Source organism: Telluria sp. AIW5, from assembly GCF_056680575.1.
Map to the genome: position 1 here is coordinate 1,175,164 of NZ_CM155289.1, position 16,485 is coordinate 1,191,648.

General features: G+C 67.3%; 10 protein-coding genes. 7 read left to right on the forward strand and 3 right to left on the reverse strand.

The window, feature by feature from the left end; translation table 11 throughout:
- Positions 1–55 precede the first annotated feature (55 nt).
- The 3 genes from AC1MEM_RS05210 to AC1MEM_RS05220 all read left to right on the forward strand — a co-directional run bounded on the left by AC1MEM_RS05210 (position 56) and on the right by AC1MEM_RS05220 (position 11,386).
- Entirely contained in the window at positions 56–8,734 is an 8,679-nt protein-coding gene (locus tag AC1MEM_RS05210; RefSeq protein WP_499475770.1) for a GH36-type glycosyl hydrolase domain-containing protein, read from the forward strand.
- Positions 8,731–9,588: an outer envelope protein gene (locus AC1MEM_RS05215; RefSeq protein ID WP_499475771.1), complete on the forward strand. Its 858-nt coding sequence runs from the start codon at positions 8,731–8,733 to the stop codon at positions 9,586–9,588. The genes AC1MEM_RS05210 and AC1MEM_RS05215 overlap by 4 nt, the downstream gene beginning before the upstream one ends.
- A gap of 151 nt (positions 9,589–9,739) precedes the next feature.
- On the forward strand, positions 9,740–11,386 hold the full coding sequence (locus AC1MEM_RS05220) for a CehA/McbA family metallohydrolase (protein WP_499475773.1): 1,647 nt from the start codon (positions 9,740–9,742) through the stop codon (positions 11,384–11,386).
- Between the two features lie 85 nt (positions 11,387–11,471).
- Here AC1MEM_RS05220 and bfr read toward each other — a convergent pair whose 3' ends face one another.
- Positions 11,472–11,942 (reverse strand): bacterioferritin, encoded by a 471-nt coding sequence (bfr, locus tag AC1MEM_RS05225; protein ID WP_454165903.1) that lies wholly within the window; start codon positions 11,940–11,942, stop codon positions 11,472–11,474.
- 105 nt (positions 11,943–12,047) lie between these two features.
- Positions 12,048–12,260 carry a (2Fe-2S)-binding protein gene (locus AC1MEM_RS05230; RefSeq protein ID WP_499475775.1) on the reverse strand — a complete coding sequence of 71 codons (213 nt, stop codon included), beginning with the start codon at positions 12,258–12,260 and terminating at the stop codon, positions 12,048–12,050.
- A 222-nt stretch (positions 12,261–12,482) separates the two neighbouring features.
- Here AC1MEM_RS05230 and AC1MEM_RS05235 point away from each other — a divergent pair, with 222 nt between their 5' ends.
- The 4 genes from AC1MEM_RS05235 (at position 12,483) to AC1MEM_RS05250 (ending at position 15,542) form a co-directional block, all read left to right on the forward strand.
- Positions 12,483–12,740 carry a FeoA family protein gene (locus tag AC1MEM_RS05235; RefSeq protein WP_499475776.1) on the forward strand — a complete coding sequence of 86 codons (258 nt, stop codon included), beginning with the start codon at positions 12,483–12,485 and terminating at the stop codon, positions 12,738–12,740.
- 3 nt (positions 12,741–12,743) lie between these two features.
- Complete coding sequence (gene feoB / locus AC1MEM_RS05240) at positions 12,744–14,621, forward strand: ferrous iron transporter B (RefSeq protein WP_499475777.1); 1,878 nt, start codon at positions 12,744–12,746, stop codon at positions 14,619–14,621.
- 1 nt (position 14,622) lies between these two features.
- Complete coding sequence (locus tag AC1MEM_RS05245; protein WP_499475779.1) at positions 14,623–14,886, forward strand: DUF6587 family protein; 264 nt, start codon at positions 14,623–14,625, stop codon at positions 14,884–14,886.
- A 116-nt stretch (positions 14,887–15,002) separates the two neighbouring features.
- Positions 15,003–15,542: an REP-associated tyrosine transposase gene (locus AC1MEM_RS05250; RefSeq protein ID WP_499475780.1), complete on the forward strand. Its 540-nt coding sequence runs from the start codon at positions 15,003–15,005 to the stop codon at positions 15,540–15,542.
- A gap of 39 nt (positions 15,543–15,581) precedes the next feature.
- Here the strand turns inward: AC1MEM_RS05250 and AC1MEM_RS05255 are convergent, their stop codons facing one another.
- Positions 15,582–16,475, reverse strand: coding sequence for a DUF72 domain-containing protein (locus AC1MEM_RS05255; RefSeq protein ID WP_499475782.1), 894 nt, complete (start codon positions 16,473–16,475; stop codon positions 15,582–15,584).
- Positions 16,476–16,485: the final 10 nt, after the last annotated feature.

The window sequence follows — 16,485 nt, forward strand, 5'->3', positions numbered from 1 at the left end:
AGCATTGGCGCAGGCCCGTAATGGCCGGCATGCACGCTCATCATCGAGGCTCCTGTTGAACGAAGAATTGCACACCAAGGCCGACGCGCCGCGCGCGGGGCATCCGCCCGTTCGCGACGCCAACGCCGCGGACGGGATGCCCCTGCGCGGCGAGCGCTTCGATGCCGCACGAATGGCCGACCACGGCCGCCGCCTCGCCGCGCGCCACCTACTCGGCCCTGACGATGGAAGCGAGCGCCTGCTGGCGCGCCTGGCGGAGAATGCCGACACGATCGCCGCGGCCTGCGCCGCATTGACGCAGGCCGCGCACGAGGGCCGCACGCTTCCCGCCGCCGAACACCTGCTCGACCACTATTACCTGATCGGCCAGCAGGTCCGCAGCGTGCGGCGCCACCTGCCGCCTGCCTATAGCCGCGGACTGCCGCGCTTGAAAACACCTGCGCAGGCCGCCGGCCAGCCGCGGGTCCACGCGCTGGCCCTGGCGCTGGTGACCCACGGCGACGGCCTGCTCGATGCAGGCAGCCTGGCAGGTTTCATCGCCGCCTACCAGGAAGGCGCGCCGCTCACGCTCGGCGAATTGTGGGCAGTCCCGATCATGCTGCGCCTGGCGCTGGTCGAGAACCTGCGCCGCCTCGCCGTGCGCCTCGACGCCCGTGTCGCGCAGCAGGCCCTTGCCCGCGAGTGGGCCGGGCGCATGGCCGAGGCGGCCGAGCGCCGCCCCGGCGACCTGATCCTGCTGGCGGCCGACATGGCACGCGCCGTCCAGCCTTTACGGCCGGCCTTCGTGGCCGAACTGGCGCGTTGCCTGGCCGGACGGGGAGATGCGCTGTCCCGGGTGCTGGGGTGGATGGACACGCGCCTTGCCGACGAGGGCCTCACGATCGCGGCGCTCGAAGCGCGCGACAGCGAGGACAGCGCTCTGGATGCCGTGTCTCTGGCCAACACCCTCGCCAGCCTGCGCCTGCTCGAGCGCATCGACTGGCACGCCTTCGTGGAAACCGCGAGCGCGGTCGAGGGGGCGCTGCGGCGCGACCCGGCCGGCGTCTACGCCCGCATGGATTTCGCCACGCGCGACCATTACCGCCACGTCGTCGAGCGCCTGGCGCGCCAGTGCGGGCAGGGCGAGGCCGAGGTCGCGGCCGCAGCGCTGGCGCTGGCCGGGGGCGGCGCCGGTGCACGCACCCGCCACGTCGGCTACTACCTGGTCGGCGACGGCTTGCCGGCGCTGCGCGCGCAGTTGCAGCCGGCGCGCGGCATGCTGGCGGCGCTGCGGCGTGCGGCACGCAAGCGTCCACTGCTGACTTACCTCGGCGCGATCGGCGGCTTCACGCTGCTGTTCACGGCGGCGCTACTGGTGCACGCCTACCAGGGCGGCGCCCGCATGCCGCTGCTGGTCGCACTGGGTTTATTGTCGGCCTTCGGCGCCAGCCAGCTGGCGTTCACGCTGACGAACCTGATGGCAGCGCGGCTGGTGAAACCCAGGCCCTTGCCGCGCATGGATTTCAGTACCGGCATCCCGCTCGAGGCGCGCACGCTGGTGGCCGTGCCGGCGCTGCTCGAGAGCAGCGAGAACGTCAAGGCGCTGTGCGAAGGGCTGGAAGGGCGCTACCTCGCGAACCGCGACCCGCAACTGCGCTTTTGCCTGCTGACCGATTTTACGGACGCGCCGGAAGAAACGATGTTCGGCGACGCCGAATTGCTGGATGAGGCGCGCACGGCGATCGCTGCGCTCAATGCGCGCTACAGCCACGCACCTTTTCTGCTGCTGCACCGCCCGCGCAGGTGGAGCACGAGCGAACACGCCTGGATCGGCTGCGAGCGCAAGCGCGGCAAGCTGGCCGACCTGAACGCCTGGCTGCGCGGCGGCGCGCGCGAGCGCTTCATGCTGGCTGAAGGGAATACCGGCGATTTACAAGGCGTACGCTATGTCATCACGCTCGACGCCGACACCCAGCTGCCGATGAACAGCGCGCGCCAGATGGTCGCGGCCATGGCGCACCCGTTGAACCAGCCGCTGCTCGATGCGGGCGGGCGGCGCGTCATCTCCGGCCACGCCTTGTTGCAGCCCTGCGTGGCGACCTCGCTGCCTTCGGTTCGCGCCTCGCGCTACCAGCGCCTGTGCGGCGGCGAACCCGGCATCGACCCGTACACGCGCACCGCCTCGAATGTCTACCAGGACCTGTTCGGCGAAGGTTCCTTCATCGGCAAGGGCATCTACGAAGTCGACACCTGTTCTCGCGTGCTGGCCGGGCGCCTGCCCGACGACGCCGTGCTCTCGCACGACCTGCTCGAAGGCTGCTACCTGCGCAGCGGCGTGCTGAGCGACACCCAGCTGGTCGAATCCTGGCCAGCGCGTTACAGCGACGACATCGCGCGCCGCCACCGCTGGATCCGCGGCGACTGGCAACTGGCCGGCTGGCTGCGCGCACGCGTGCCTGCCCACGATGGCGCGCGCGAAGCGAACCCCTTGACGCCGCTGGCGCGCTGGAAGCTGTTCGACAACCTGCGCCGCAGCCTGGTGGCGCCAAGCCTCACCGCGACCCTGGTGCTGTGCTGGGCGTGGCTGGCGGCGCCGGCCTTCTGGAGCGCGGCCGCCTTGTCCGTGTTCTTCCTGCCGGCTTTTGTCGAGATCGCCGTCGCCCTGGTTGACAAGCCGCACGACCTGCTGTGGCGCCAGCACCTGGCCAACTGGTCGCACCGCGCGGCGGGCTGCCTGGCGCGCGCCGTGATGAATACCGCCTTCCTGCCGCATGAAGCCTGGTACAGCCTGCACGCGATCGCGCGCACGGGCTGGCGCATGCTGGTCTCGCGCCGGCGCCTGCTGCAGTGGAAGGCCTCAAGCCTGATCCGCTCGAGCACCGACGTCGAATCGGCCTGGCGCAGCATGTGGTTCCCGCCGCTGCTGTCGATGGTCGTCGCCGTGCTGCTGACCTTCCTGCATCCGTTCGCCCTGTTCGCGGCCGCGCCCCTGCTGCTGCTGTGGTTCCTGTCGCCGCTGCTGGCCTGGTGGGTCAGCCTGCCGTTCGAGCGCCCGCCCGCCGACCTGTCTCCCGAGCAGACGCAGTTCCTGGCGACGCTGGCACGGCGCAACTGGGCGTATTTCGAGGACGTCGTCGGTCCTGACACCAACTGGCTGGCGCCGGCCGCCATCCAGGAGCGGCCGCAACCGGCGATCACGCATGCGGCGTCCCCGGCGCAGATCGGTCTTTCCCTGCTGGCCAACCTGGCGGCCTGGGACTTCGGCTTCGCTGCGCAATCCGCCGTGCTGGCGCGGGTGCGCGGCGCGTTCGAGAGCATGGCCCTGCTGGAGCGCCACCGTGGCCACTTCTACGGCGGCTACGACACGCGCACGCTGGCACCGCTGCAGCCCGCGCGCGTGTGCACTAGCGACAGCGGCAAGCTCGCCGGCCACCTGCTGACCCTGGCCACGGGCCTCGAGGCCCTGCTTGACGCACCGATCGCCGGCGCGCGCGCCCTCGACGGCCTACGCGTCACGCTGCACATCGTGGACGAACATGCGCAAGGCGCAGTGCCGGTCGTGCGCAAGTCCCTGGAGGCCTGCCGCGACGCGCTCGGCCCCGAGCGCTGCCGCAATGCCGACACCTTGCCCGGCCTGGCCGATTGCCTGGGCGCGGCCGTGCGTGCGGCATCGCTGCTGCTGGCCACGCTGCCGCAAGCGGCGGATGCACAGTTGCGCGACTGGGCCACACGCCTGGACGCCGATTGCCGTGCCGCGCGCGACGACTTGCTGGCCCAGGCGCCGTGGATGCGCGCCGTGCAGGAATACGTGTTCGAGGCCAGCCTGACGCGCATCCCGACCTTGCGTGAGCTGGCCGCTTTCACGATGGAGGCACCAGGCGGCACCGAGGCCGAACGCGCGCTGGCGCAGATGGTCGCGGAGGGCGCCGCCGTGGCCCGGGCGCGCATGCGCGAGATTGCGACACTGGCCGCGTGCGCGCGCGATTTCGCCGACATGGATTTCGGCTGGCTTCTACAAGGCGATACCAATTTGCTGGCACCCGGCTACGACATGGCTACGGAGCGCTTCGAGGCGGGGGCCTGCGACGCACTGGCGTCGAACGCGCGCCTGGCCAGCTTCGTCGGCATCGCCCGCGGCCAGCTGCCGCTGGAGCACTGGAGCGCCCTCGGGCGCCAGCTGTGCATCGCCGGCGGCGAGCAATTGCTGCTCTCGCCGCATGGCGCGCTGGCCGATTATTTGCTGCCGCAGCTGGTGATGCCGGCCTGGCGCGACACGCTGCTCGACCGCAGCTGCCGCGCGGCCGTGCGGGTGCAGATCGACTATGCGGCGCAGCGCGATATACCCTGGGGCATGTCGGATTCGGGCTGCAACAGCGCCGATGGCGCGCTGCGTTACGAAGCGCGCGCCTTCGGCGTGCCGGGAATGGGGATGGCACGCGGGCTGGGCGACGAGCTGGTAGTCGCGCCCTACGCCTCGATGCTGGCGCTGATGGTGGCGCCGGAAGCGGCCTGCGCCAACCTGCAGCGGATCGCCGCGCTGGGCGCCGCCGGCCGCTACGGTTTGTATGAGGCGATCGACTACACCGGCGCGCGCCTGCCGCGCGGCCAGCGCCACGCCATCGTGCGGGCGTATGCGTCGGAGCACCAGGCCATCGGCTTGCTGGCGCTGTCGTCGCTCCTGCACGATGGCCCGATGCAGAAACGCTTCGAGGCCGATCCGCAACTGCGCGCCGCGCTGCTGCTGTTGCAGGAGCCGGTGCCGGCGACCGGCGCCGTCGAGGCCAGCGCATTCGAACGCGTTGCGCGGCAGGACGCCGCGCAAGCGCCTTTGCAGGCGTGTACGGTCACGCGGGTTGGCGTGGCGCAGCCGCAGCTGCAGCTGCTGTCGAACGGGCGCTATCACGTGATGGTGACGAGCGATGGCGGCGGCTACAGCCGCCTCGGCGAGACGGCCCTTACCCGCTGGCGCTTCGACGCCACCTGCGATGACTGGGGCCTGTTCTGCTACCTGCGCGACCTCGATAGCGGCGCGCTGTGGTCCGGCGCCTGGCAGCCGACGCTGGCGCAGCCCGCGCACTATGAGATCGTGTTCGCGGAAGAGAAGGTGCAGATCAGGCGGCGTGACCACGGCATCGAACTGGTCACCGAGATCGTGGTGTCGCCCGAGGACGATGTCGAGCTGCGCCGCACGCGCATCAGGAACCTCTCCGATCGTGCGCGCCGCATCGAAGTGACGAGCTATACCGAACCGGTGCTGGCGCCGCCGGCCATGGACGATGCCCATCCCGCCTTCAGCAAGCTGTTCGTGCAAACCGAGATCGTCGCCGGACGTAACGCCATCCTGTGCACGCGCCGGCCGCGCGAGGAGGGCGAGCGCACCCCGGTGCTGGTGAACGCGATGACGGTCCACGGCGGCGCCAGCGGCGAGCCATCGTTCGAAACGAGCCGTGCCGATTTTATTGGACGCGGCAGGGACGCCGTGCTGCCCGCAGCCATGGCGACCAACGCGCCGCTGGATGGCGCCGCCGGTTCGGTGCTCGATCCGGCGCTGGCGATTCGCCGTAGCGTGACCCTCGCGCCCGGCGAGGAAGCGACGGTCGACCTGGTACTGGGCGTGGCCGGGAACCGCGACGATGCCCTGCAACTTGCCGCCAAATACGCGGACCAGCACTGCGTCGCGCATGCGTTCGAACTGGCCTGGGTCCACGGCCAGGCGCTGCTCCAGGCGCTGAACGCGACCGAAGCCGATGGCCAGATGTATGCCCGCCTGGCCGGCGCCGTGCTGTATCCGGACCGTGGATTGCGCGCCGATCCGACCCTCATCGCGCACAATCACCGCGGCCAGTCCGGCCTCTGGCCCTACGCAATCACGGGCGACCTGCCGATCGTGCTGCTGCACATCCAGGACGCGGCCAGGCTCGCGCTGGCACGCCAGCTGCTGCAAGCGCACGCCTGGTGGCGCCAGAAAGGGCTAAGCGTCGACCTGGTGATCTGGTGCAGCGACAGCGGCAGCGCGCCCCATTCGCTGCACGCGCAGCTCATCGAGACGATCAAGGCCGGCGGCGCGGCCGAACTGCTCGACCGTCCGGGCGGCGTCTATGTGCAGGTGTTCGACCAGCTGCCGATCGAGGACCAGTTGCTGCTGCAGGCGGCGGCGCGCGTGGTGCTGCGCGACGATCGCGGCACCCTCGCCGAGCAGCTGCAGCGCGCGCAGGCGGCGCCAGGCCCAGGCACGCCCGCCCTGACGACGGCCGCGCCGCAGACCGCGCCTGCCGCAGTGCCCGCAACAGCGCCCGAGTCGGCACCCGAGTCGGCCCCATGTGAGCTCCTGCTCGACAACGGCATCGGCGGCTTCAGCCCCGATGGACGCGAATACCGCATCCGCATCACGCCCGATCGCCCGACGCCGGCGCCCTGGACCAACGTGCTGGCCAACCCGCAGTTCGGCTCGGTCGTCTCCGAAAGCGGCCAGGCCTGTAGCTGGAGCGAGAACGCCCACGAACTGCGCCTGACGCCCTGGAACAACGACCCGATCGGCGACCGCGGCGGCGAAGTGTTTTATGTGCGCGACGAAGCGAGCGGCGTGTTCTGGTCGCCGACCGCATTGCCCGCGCCTTCCGGCGGCGACTACCTGGCGCGTCACGGCTTCGGCTACAGCGTGTTCGCGCACACGGCGCACGGCATCCATTCCGAACTCTCGCAATTCGTCGCGTTGGAGGCGCCGCTGAAATACAGCGTCCTGCGGGTGCGCAACGACAGCGCGGCGCCGCGGCGCCTGTCCGCCACCGGCTATGTCGAATGGGTGCTGGGGGAGCTGCGCGCGACATCAAGCATGCACGTCGTCACCGAACGCGACCCGGCCAGCGGCGCGCTGTGCGCACGCAATGCCTGGAACGGCGCCTCGTCGGAGCGCGTCGCCTTCTTCCACGTCGACGCGGCGGACGCCGCATTCACCTGCGACCGCAGCGAATTCATTGGCCGCGGCAGGAACCTGAAGCAGCCGCAGGCGCTGGACCGTGCCGGCCTCTCCGGCAGCGCCGGCGCCGCGCGCGATCCGTGCGCGGTCTTGAACGTCGTCTTCGAGCTGGCGCCGGGAGAGGAGCGGGAACTGGTGTTCATGCTGGGCGTGGGTGGCACGGAGTTCGTCCAGCGCCACCAGGGCAGTGCGGCGGCGAAGGCGGCGCTGGACGAGGTCAAGGCCTACTGGGACGAGACGCTCGGCGCGGTCCGCATCGAATCGCCCGACCCCAGCCTCGACGTGCTGGCCAACGGCTGGCTGCTGTACCAGACGCTGGCCTGCCGCATGTGGGCGCGCAGCGGCTATTACCAGTCGGGCGGCGCCTTTGGTTTCCGCGACCAGCTGCAGGATGCGATGGCGCTGGTGCACACGCGTCCACCGCTGCTGCGCGAGCACCTGCTGCTGTGCGCCGCGCACCAGTTCGTCGAGGGCGACGTCCAGCACTGGTGGCATCCGCCCTCGAACGCCGGCGTGCGCACGCGCTGCTCGGACGATTTATTGTGGCTGCCGCTGGCGACCTGCCGCTACGTCCGCGCCAGCGGCGACATCGGCGTGCTGGGCGAATCGGTTTCCTGGCTCGAGGGCAGGGCGCTCGACTTCGGCGAAGAGTCGTATTTCGACGTGGCGCGCACATCGACCCAGTGCGGCGACCTGTATGAACATTGCGTGCGCGCGATCCGCCACAGCCTGCGCTTCGGCGAGCACGGCCTGCCCCTGATCGGCAGTGGCGACTGGAACGATGGTTTTGATCGCGTCGGCGCCAAAGGGCGCGGAGAAAGCGTCTGGCTGGGTTTCTTCATGATCGAGGTATTGAGAGGCTTTGCCGAACTGGCGGACCGCCGCGCCGACTACGGCTTCGCCACCACCTGCCGCGCCGCCGCGACCGCGCTCGGCACCCAGCTCGAGCACCACGCCTGGGACGGAGAATGGTACCGGCGCGCCTGGTTCGACGACGGCACGCCGCTCGGCTCGAAAGACAACGACGAATGCCGCATCGACCTGGTCTCGCAAAGCTGGAGCGTGCTGTCCGGCGCCGCCGGTGCCGAGCGCGCGGCCAGTGCCATGGCAGCGGTCGACACCCACCTGGTGCAGCCGGAAGCGCGCCTGATCCGGCTGCTCGATCCGCCTTTCGAGGCCGGCAGCCTCGATCCGGGGAGCCTGCGCGGCTACGCGCCCGGCGTGCGCGAGAACGGCGGCCAGGCCACGCACGCGGCGCTCTGGTGCGCGATGGCTTTCGCGCGCATGGGGAATATTGAACGTGCCTGGGAACTGTTCGACATGCTCAACCCGGTGCGCCTGGCGGCCACGCTCGACGACTGCGCGCGCTACCGGCTCGAGCCCTATGTTGTGGCGGGAGATGTACACGCGGCCCCAGCTCATCTTGGGCGCGGCGGCTGGAGCTGGTACACTGGCTCAGCCGGATGGATGTACCGGCTGGTCGTCGAATCGCTGCTCGGTATCGAGCGTGCCGGCGAGCGGCTGGTACTGGCGCCGCAGCTGCCGCAGGGCTGGCCGGGTTTTCGACTGCAATACCGCTACCGCTCTTCCACCTATGCGATCGACGTGCGCGCGGCGGAAAGTCCCGCGCTGCGCATCGATGGCGCGGACGTCGGCGGCAATACGGTGCTACTGAGCGACGATGGCCTGACGCATCGCGTCGAGCTGCATGTCGCGCGCCGGCATGGATCTGCCGCCCTGGCGGCACACGAACAACCACAGTCGAAGACCCTACCATGAAGAACACCACCCTGCTCGCCGCCGGCGCCACCCTGCTGTTGTCCTGCGCCTTTGCCAACGCCGCCGACTGGAGCGACACCTCGATCAGCTGGCGCTACGGCACCCGCTTCGCCGAGCCCTTCAATCCCGAGCACATCACGAAGCACATCTTCGCGCTGACCCACGCCAGCGGCTACAAATACGGCAGCAACTTCTTCAATGTCGACCTGCTCCAGTCCGACAAGTCCGACCCGGCCTCGCTGACGCAAAGCGAAGGCGCGCAGGAAGCGTATATCGTTTACCGCAATACCGTCGACATCGGCGCGCTGCGCGGCACCGAGATGCGCTACGGCCCGGTGAAGGGCGTCGGCGCCACCTTCGGCTTCGACTGGAACACCAAGAACGACGTCGGCTACAACTCGCGCAAGCGCATGCTGGTCGCCGGCCCGACGCTGATGTGGGACGTGCCGGGCTTCCTGAATACCAGCCTGCTGGTATTGCGCGAGTCGAACGCGCCGAGCGGCGCCTTTGCCCCGATCTCGAACGTGAACGGCCGCTACACCTACGACACCCACGCGGCGCTGTCGGTCACCTGGGGCATCCCGGTGGCCGAGCGTGTCTCGTTCGAGGGCTACGGCATGTTCATCGCGGCCAAGGGCGCGGACGAAGTGGGCAACGGCACCGGCGCCGAGACGAACATCGACATGGCGCTGATGTACGACCTGGGTTCGCATTTCGGCCAGCCGAAGAACCGCTTCCGCGTCGGCGTCGAATACCAGTTCTGGAACAACAAGTTCGGCAACACGCGCACGACCACGGGCGGGCGCGGCCAGCGCGCCAGCACGCCGATGGTGCGCGCCGAATATCACTTTTAATTGACTGTTGAGCCGACCCGGCGCCGGCGCTGCGCCGGCGCCGGCAGGCAATGACGCAGGCTGTCCTTTTGTCAAAAAGGATATAATTAATAGCAACTAGCGCGCGGGATGGCGCAAACGCTCTTTGTGATGCAATTGCAACAATTGCATCATGAAAACCTTCCTCCACACCCCCTCCCGGCTCGCTTTATTCTTGCTGTGCTGCTGCGCCCACGGCGCGTTCGCGGCCATCGACGAACACAGCGAATTCGAAGCCACCCTGAACGCGCCTTATCGCGCGCCCGACCCCGGCAAGGGCGAGGCACGCACCTTCACGCTCGCCTTCGATTATCCGAATGCGCGCGCCGCGCAAGTCGTCGACTGGCAGCTCGAACTGATCAATCCAAATAATGTCGTCGTGCGCCGCTGGCAGGGCAGCACGCCGCTGGTGCAGGCGCCGGTGTCGGTCGCCGTGCCCTGGTCCGGCCAGGACGCCGGCAAGCTGGCCGCCGGCGTTTATAACGTTCGCCTGCGCGCCGCCAGCCGCGATGTTCAGGCAAGCGCTCCCTCGGCCGACATCCACGAGCAGGCCTGGCAAATCGAGATCGGGCCGTCCCGGGCGCCGGCGCTGCCGCCGTTCGCGCCGCTGCCGGTGGGCCGCCTGGCCCAGCCGGGCGCCGCGCCGGCCACCTCCGCGCTGCCCTACACCGTCTATTTCGGCAACCTGCACAGCCAGACCAACCACAGCGATGGCGGCGCCGAACTCACCGATTGCAAGGGCGCGCAAGACCCGTTGACGGCCAAATACGGGCCCGATGCCGCCTTCGCGTATGCCAGGTCCCACAGTCTCGACATCCTCGTCACCTCCGAGCACAACCACATGTTCGACGGCTCCGACGGCACCAATGCGGCGGCCGAGCCGGGCACGGCAACGGCGCTGTACCGCAAGGGCCTGGACACGGCGGCCGCCTTCAACGACGCGCACCCGGATTTCCTGGCCGTCTACGGCATGGAGTGGGGCGTCATCAACAAGGGCGGCCACCTCAATATTTTTAACAGCGACCAGCTGCTGGGCTGGGAAAAGAATGCGAAAGGCGAGCTGCTGGCCGATATCGACACGCCGCGCAGCGATTACGCGGCCCTGTACACGCTGATGCGCGAGCGCGGCTGGGTCGGCCAGTTCAACCATCCGGCCATGAGCGGGCAGTTCGTCGTGGACGGCGCGCCCTTCGGCTATACGGCCGACGGCGACGCGGCGATGGCGCTGTGCGAGGTGGTCAACAGCACCGCCTTCTCCGTCAACGACAGCGAGAGCGAAACCCGGCGCAGCAATTTCGAGGCGGCCTGCAACAAGGTGCTGGAAGCGGGTTACCACGTTGCCTTCAGCACGGACCAGGACAACCACTGCGCCAACTGGGGCACGGCGTATACGAACCGTACCGGCGTGCTGGTTCCGCTAGGGACGCCGCTGAGCCTGGACAGCTTTGTCGACGCTTTGCGCGCCCGGCGCGTGTTCGCGACGATGGACAAGGGCTCGCAGCTGGTACTCACAGCCAACGGCCGCATGATGGGCGAGCGCTTTACCAATAGTGGACCGTTAAGCCTGGTGGCGCAGTTCGCCAGCACGGCCGGCAAGCAGGTGGCCGCGGTGGCGATCATGGAAGGGGTGCCCGGGCGGGGCGGGGTGGTGACGCAAATGGCGAGCGAAGCGACGGTGAGCTTCACGCCATCGCCCGGCGCACATTTCTACTATGTGAAGCTGACTCAGACGGATGGCAATATCCTCTGGTCAGCACCGGTATGGGTGGATCAAACGTAGGGTGGTCGGCTCCACCCGGGAGGATGCGTAGCCGCGTCGCATGCGCCGCCCACGCGTGACCGACGCACAGACGCGGCCGCGCGGTTTATTCCACCATCTGGCTCTGCAGATAATTCTGGATCCCGACCTTCACGATCAGGTCGAGCTGGGTCTCGAGCCATTCGATATGCTCTTCGGTGTCCTCGAGGATCAGCAGCAGCAAATCGCGCGACACGTAATCGGCGGCGGCCTCGCAAGCGGCGATGCCTTCCTTGACCGTCAACTGGGCGGCGCGCTCGAGCTTCAAATCGGCGGCCAGCATTTCCTCGGTGTTTTCGCCGATCAGGAGTTTGTGCAGCGCCTGCAGGTTCGGCAGGCCGTCGAGCATCAGGATGCGGTCGATCAGCTTGTCGGCGTGTTTCATTTCGCCGATCGATTCGTCGTATTCCTTCTTGCCGAGCTTGAAGAAGCCCCAGTGCCGGTACATCCGCGCGTGCAGGAAGTACTGGTTGACGGCGGTGAGCTCGTTGGTCAGCTGCGCGTTGAGCAGCCGGATGACGTTGGGATCGCCCTTCATGATGTGCCTTTTGTTGGTTGTTCAGGCAATCATATCAAAAGGCCAGCGCGGCGCGCGGCGCGCAGGTGGCGGGGTTTCCCGGAAAACGACGCCCGTAACGACAAATCAGGCCGCTTGCGTCGAACGGAAACTCAACTCGGTGACCACGGTCTTGCTGTCGATGGCTTCGTGCAGCACTTCGCGTGCATAGCTGATGCATTTGCCGCAATCGGTACCCAGGCCGAGCTCGGCGCGCAGGGCGGCGATCGAGGTGATGCCGAGGTCGACCGCCTGGCGGATTTCACGGTCGGAGATGTTGTTGCAGACACAGACGATCATCGAATCATTCCCTGAAGTAGTCTTGAACTGAGCACTGCGTTGTCGCAATATCAATGAGAATCGTTCTCATTCGTGTTCTATTCTGAGACCATTTTTCGACGAACGCAAGCGGTTTTGATGTGTGATCATTCCGCCAAATAGAAATAATTCGCATTTAGGTTTATGATGCTAGTATCTGTCTCATCAGCGCTACAGATCAACGCCACACATCGGAACGCCGCCATGACTTTAGCCCCCACTTTGACCACACTCGACGCCCTCAAGGCCGGACAGAGTGCGACCGTGATCCACCTTGCGCCGCACGCACTCGGCGGCCAGGACGTGGCCCGCCGCCTGATGGAACTCGGCTTCGTGCCGGGCGAACGCATCCGCATGCTCAAACGCGGGCTGCCGGGCGGCCCGGTCGCGGTGAAAGTCGGCGAATCGACTTTTGCCCTGCGCAAGTTCGAAGCCGCACTCGTCTCGATCCAGCCGGAATAATCGATGGGTGTCATGGAACAACAGGTGGCTGCGCGCTCGCCCCTGATCGCATTGCTCGGCAATCCGAACTGCGGCAAGACGGCGCTGTTCAACCGCCTTACCGGCGCGCGCCAGAAGGTTGCCAACTACGCCGGCGTTACCATCGAACGCAAAGAGGGCAGTTTTACCTCCCCGGCCGGGCGCGCACTGCGCGTGCTCGACTTGCCCGGCGCCTACAGCCTGTCCGCGCAAACCCCCGATGAAGCCATCACGCGCGACGTCGTCGCCGGCCTGCGCGCGGGCGAACAGGCGCCGGACGCCGTCGTCTGTGTCGTCAACGCAACGAACCTGCGCCTGAATTTGCGCCTGGTGCTGGAAATCCAGCGCCTCGGGCTGCCGATGCTGCTCGCCCTGAACATGGTCGACGTGGCAAAGAAGCGCGGCATCGAGATCGATACCGCCAAGTTGTCTCAGGAACTCGGCATGCCGGTGGTCGAGACGGTCGCCATCCAGGCCGGCGGAGAAGGGGCGCTGCTCGAGGCCCTCGACCGCATGCCTTTGACGCCCGCCACGCCGCATCCCCTGTCGAGCATCGATGCCGTGCCGGTCGAACAGACCCAGCGCGAAGTGCGCCGCATCCTCGCTGCCACCACCAGCTATGCGCACGACACGGGCAACCTGTCCGAGAAGATCGATCATGTGATCCTGCATCCGGTGGCCGGCCCGATCATCCTGGCCGCGCTGATGTTCGTGATTTTCCAGGCCGTGTTCAGCTGGGCCGCCGCGCCGATGGATCTGATTACCGGTACCGTCGACAGCATCGGCCAGTGGATCGGCGGCGCCATGTCCGCGGGGCCGCTGCGCAGCCTGATCGTCGACGGCATCATCGCCGGCGTCGGTGGCGTGCTCGTGTTCCTGCCGCAGATCCTGATCCTGTTCTTCTTCATCCTGATTCTGGAAGACTGCGGCTACCTGCCGCGCGCCGCCTTTCTCCTCGACCGCATGATGGGCGGCGTTGGCTTATCGGGCCGCGCCTTCATTCCGCTGCTGTCGTCCTTCGCCTGCGCGATTCCCGGCGTGATGGCCGCGCGCACGATCCAGAACCCGCGCGACCGCCTGGTGACGATCATGATCGCGCCCCTGATGACCTGTTCGGCGCGCCTCCCCGTGTACGCGCTGATCATCGCCGCCTTCATCCCCGACCGTAAAATCGGCATCTTCAATTTGCAGGGCCTGGTGCTGTTCGTGCTGTACGCGCTCGGCATCGTCAGCGCGATGCTGGTGGCCTGGTACATGAAGCGCCGCAGCAGCACCGGCCAGCATCCGCTGATGCTGGAACTGCCGGCCTACCACTGGCCGCACCTGCAGACGCTGGCGCTGGGCCTGTGGGAGCGCGCGAAGATTTTCCTGATGCGCGTCGGTACCATCATCCTGACGCTGATGGTGCTGGTCTGGTTCCTGTCGAGCTTCCCGGGCGCACCGGAAGGCGCGACACAGCCGCCGATCTATTACAGCGTGGCCGGCATGCTGGGGCGGGCCCTGTCCGTGATTTTCGAGCCGATCGGTTTCGGCTGGCAGATCTGCATCGCCCTGGTGCCCGGCATGGCCGCGCGCGAAGTGGCGGTCGGCGCGCTCGGCACCGTGTACGCGCTGGCCGGCTCCGGTGACGAGGTGGCGAACAGCCTCGGCCCGCTGATCGCCGGTTCCTGGTCGCTGGCCACCGCCTTGTCGCTGCTGGCCTGGTATGTGTATGCGCCGCAGTGCCTGTCGACCTTGTCCGTCGTGCGCCGCGAAACCGGCAGCGCGAAATACGCGTGGATGATGGCCGGCTACATGTTCGCGCTGGCGTATATCGCCTCCTTCATCACCTACCGCGTCGCCCTGGCGCTTGGCGGCGGCTGAGATGTGGCAGGAACTCGTCGTCGCGCTGGTCGTGGTAGTTGCCGCCGTCTACGTCGGCGCCAAATACCTGCCGCCCGCGTGGCGCATCCGCATCGTCAACCGCCTGTCGCGCGGCGGCAGCGATTCGGCGCTGGTGCGCTGGCTCGATACGGCGGATAGTTGCGGGGGCGGGTGCAAGAGTTGCAATACCTGTGAGACGCCGGCCGAGCCGACCGCGCCCGAGGGAAGCAAGCATCGGGTGATTAAGCTCCACGAGAGGAGATAAGCGTAGGGTGGAGTCCTGACTCCACGCGTTACACCGCTCGAACATGTTGGCGCTTTTTCCACCCGATTGACGCACCACATCCTCGCCCACGCGACCGCGGCATACGATGCCGCACCATGCCCCGCTACCGCCGCCAATTCGCTGGCTCCACCTACTTCTTCACGGTTGTCGCCTACCGCCGCCGTCCGATCTTTTGCGCCCCTGCATTGCGCACCGCTCTGCGTAACGCGATCCATACGGTCCGCATTACGCGGCCGTTCGTCGTGGATGCCTGGGTGTTGATGCCCGATCACATGCACTGTATCTGGACCCTTCCCGACGGCGACAACGATTATTCGACGCGCTGGGCGGAAATCAAACGATACGTGACCAACGCGTGCAAGGACCAGTTGCATGACCCCAAACTGTTGACACGTGCGGCAAGGCAGCGCAACGAATCGACGATCTGGCAACGGCGGTTTTGGGAACATCAGATCCGCGACGAGTTCGACATGGAGAAGCATGTCGATTACATCCATTTCAATCCGGTCAAGCACGGGCAGGTGCGGCAGGTGTGCGAATGGCCGCATTCGACCTTTCATCGTTATGTGCGCGATGGGATGTATTCCGATGGTTGGGCGGGATCGCCGGAGATTGCGGATGTGGATTTGGAGTAAGCGGTTCGCAAGCGTAACGCGTGGACTCGGGAGTCCACCCTACGTGTTCGAACGATCAGGCCTCGGGAGTCCCAGCGCCGCCATTAAGCGCTGCGCATCGTATGGCGCGTGCACCTTGATATCGTTATCGAAGTAGCAGTACACATCCCGGCTCGCACGCCTGGGTGGCGCCTTCGACGAGACGCAGCGGTCTTCCAATGGCTGTCCGCCCGTGCTCCAGGCGCGAATCCGTTCGGCCCAGCGTGCGATCGCGTCGTCGTCATAGCCGCTGGCATACAGCTCCTTGTCGCCGTGCAGGCGGATGTAGACGAAGTCGGCCGTCACGTCTTCGATATACGGCCACTTGCCGGCGGTGTCGGCCACGACCAGGGCAACGTTGTACTTGCGCAGCAGGGCAATGAAGCGTTCGTCGCGAAAGCTCTCGTGGCGGATCTCGACGGCGTGGCGCATCGGGCGTTTTTCAGTCATCGCCAGTGACACCTTGCCCTCCATGCGCGACTGGTACTGGCGCGCCAGGGCCAACGCTGCCTCCGTATCCTGCGGCAGGATGCTGAGGAAGTGCTCGAAGCGCTCCGGGTCAAAACGCACCATCGGCGGGAATTGCCAGAGGAAGGGCCCGAGCTTCTCGCGCAGTTCGAACACGCCCGACGCCAGCACATTCGCCAGCGGCCCATCGATGTCCTTCAATTTGAGCATGTGCGTAATAAAACGGTTGCCTTTCACCGCGAACAGGAAGTCCGCCGGCGTCGCCGCATACCAGGCGGCATAGCTCTCGGGCCGCTGCAGCGAGTAGAAGGAGCCGTTGATCTCGATCGTCGGCAGCTGGCGCGAGGCGTAGTCGAGCTCGCGCGCCTGCGCCAGGCCGGGAGGATAGAATTTCCCGCGCCAGGGTGCGTAGCGCCAGCCGGAGATACCGATGTGAATCTTGCCCATGAATCCATCA

What these genes read in the sequence shown, in the direction of transcription:
- AC1MEM_RS05215 (WP_499475771.1), top strand. Translation starts at nt 8,731, where the DNA reads ATGAAGAACACCACCCTGCTCGCCGCCGGCGCCACCCTGCTGTTGTCC.
- AC1MEM_RS05220 (WP_499475773.1), top strand. Translation starts at nt 9,740, where the DNA reads ATGAAAACCTTCCTCCACACCCCCTCCCGGCTCGCTTTATTCTTGCTG.
- bfr (WP_454165903.1), bottom strand. Translation starts at nt 11,942, where the DNA reads ATGAAGGGCGATCCCAACGTCATCCGGCTGCTCAACGCGCAGCTGACC.
- AC1MEM_RS05230 (WP_499475775.1), bottom strand. Translation starts at nt 12,260, where the DNA reads ATGATCGTCTGTGTCTGCAACAACATCTCCGACCGTGAAATCCGCCAG.
- AC1MEM_RS05235 (WP_499475776.1), top strand. Translation starts at nt 12,483, where the DNA reads ATGACTTTAGCCCCCACTTTGACCACACTCGACGCCCTCAAGGCCGGA.
- feoB (WP_499475777.1), top strand. Translation starts at nt 12,744, where the DNA reads ATGGGTGTCATGGAACAACAGGTGGCTGCGCGCTCGCCCCTGATCGCA.
- AC1MEM_RS05245 (WP_499475779.1), top strand. Translation starts at nt 14,623, where the DNA reads ATGTGGCAGGAACTCGTCGTCGCGCTGGTCGTGGTAGTTGCCGCCGTC.
- AC1MEM_RS05250 (WP_499475780.1), top strand. Translation starts at nt 15,003, where the DNA reads ATGCCCCGCTACCGCCGCCAATTCGCTGGCTCCACCTACTTCTTCACG.
- AC1MEM_RS05255 (WP_499475782.1), bottom strand. Translation starts at nt 16,475, where the DNA reads ATGGGCAAGATTCACATCGGTATCTCCGGCTGGCGCTACGCACCCTGG.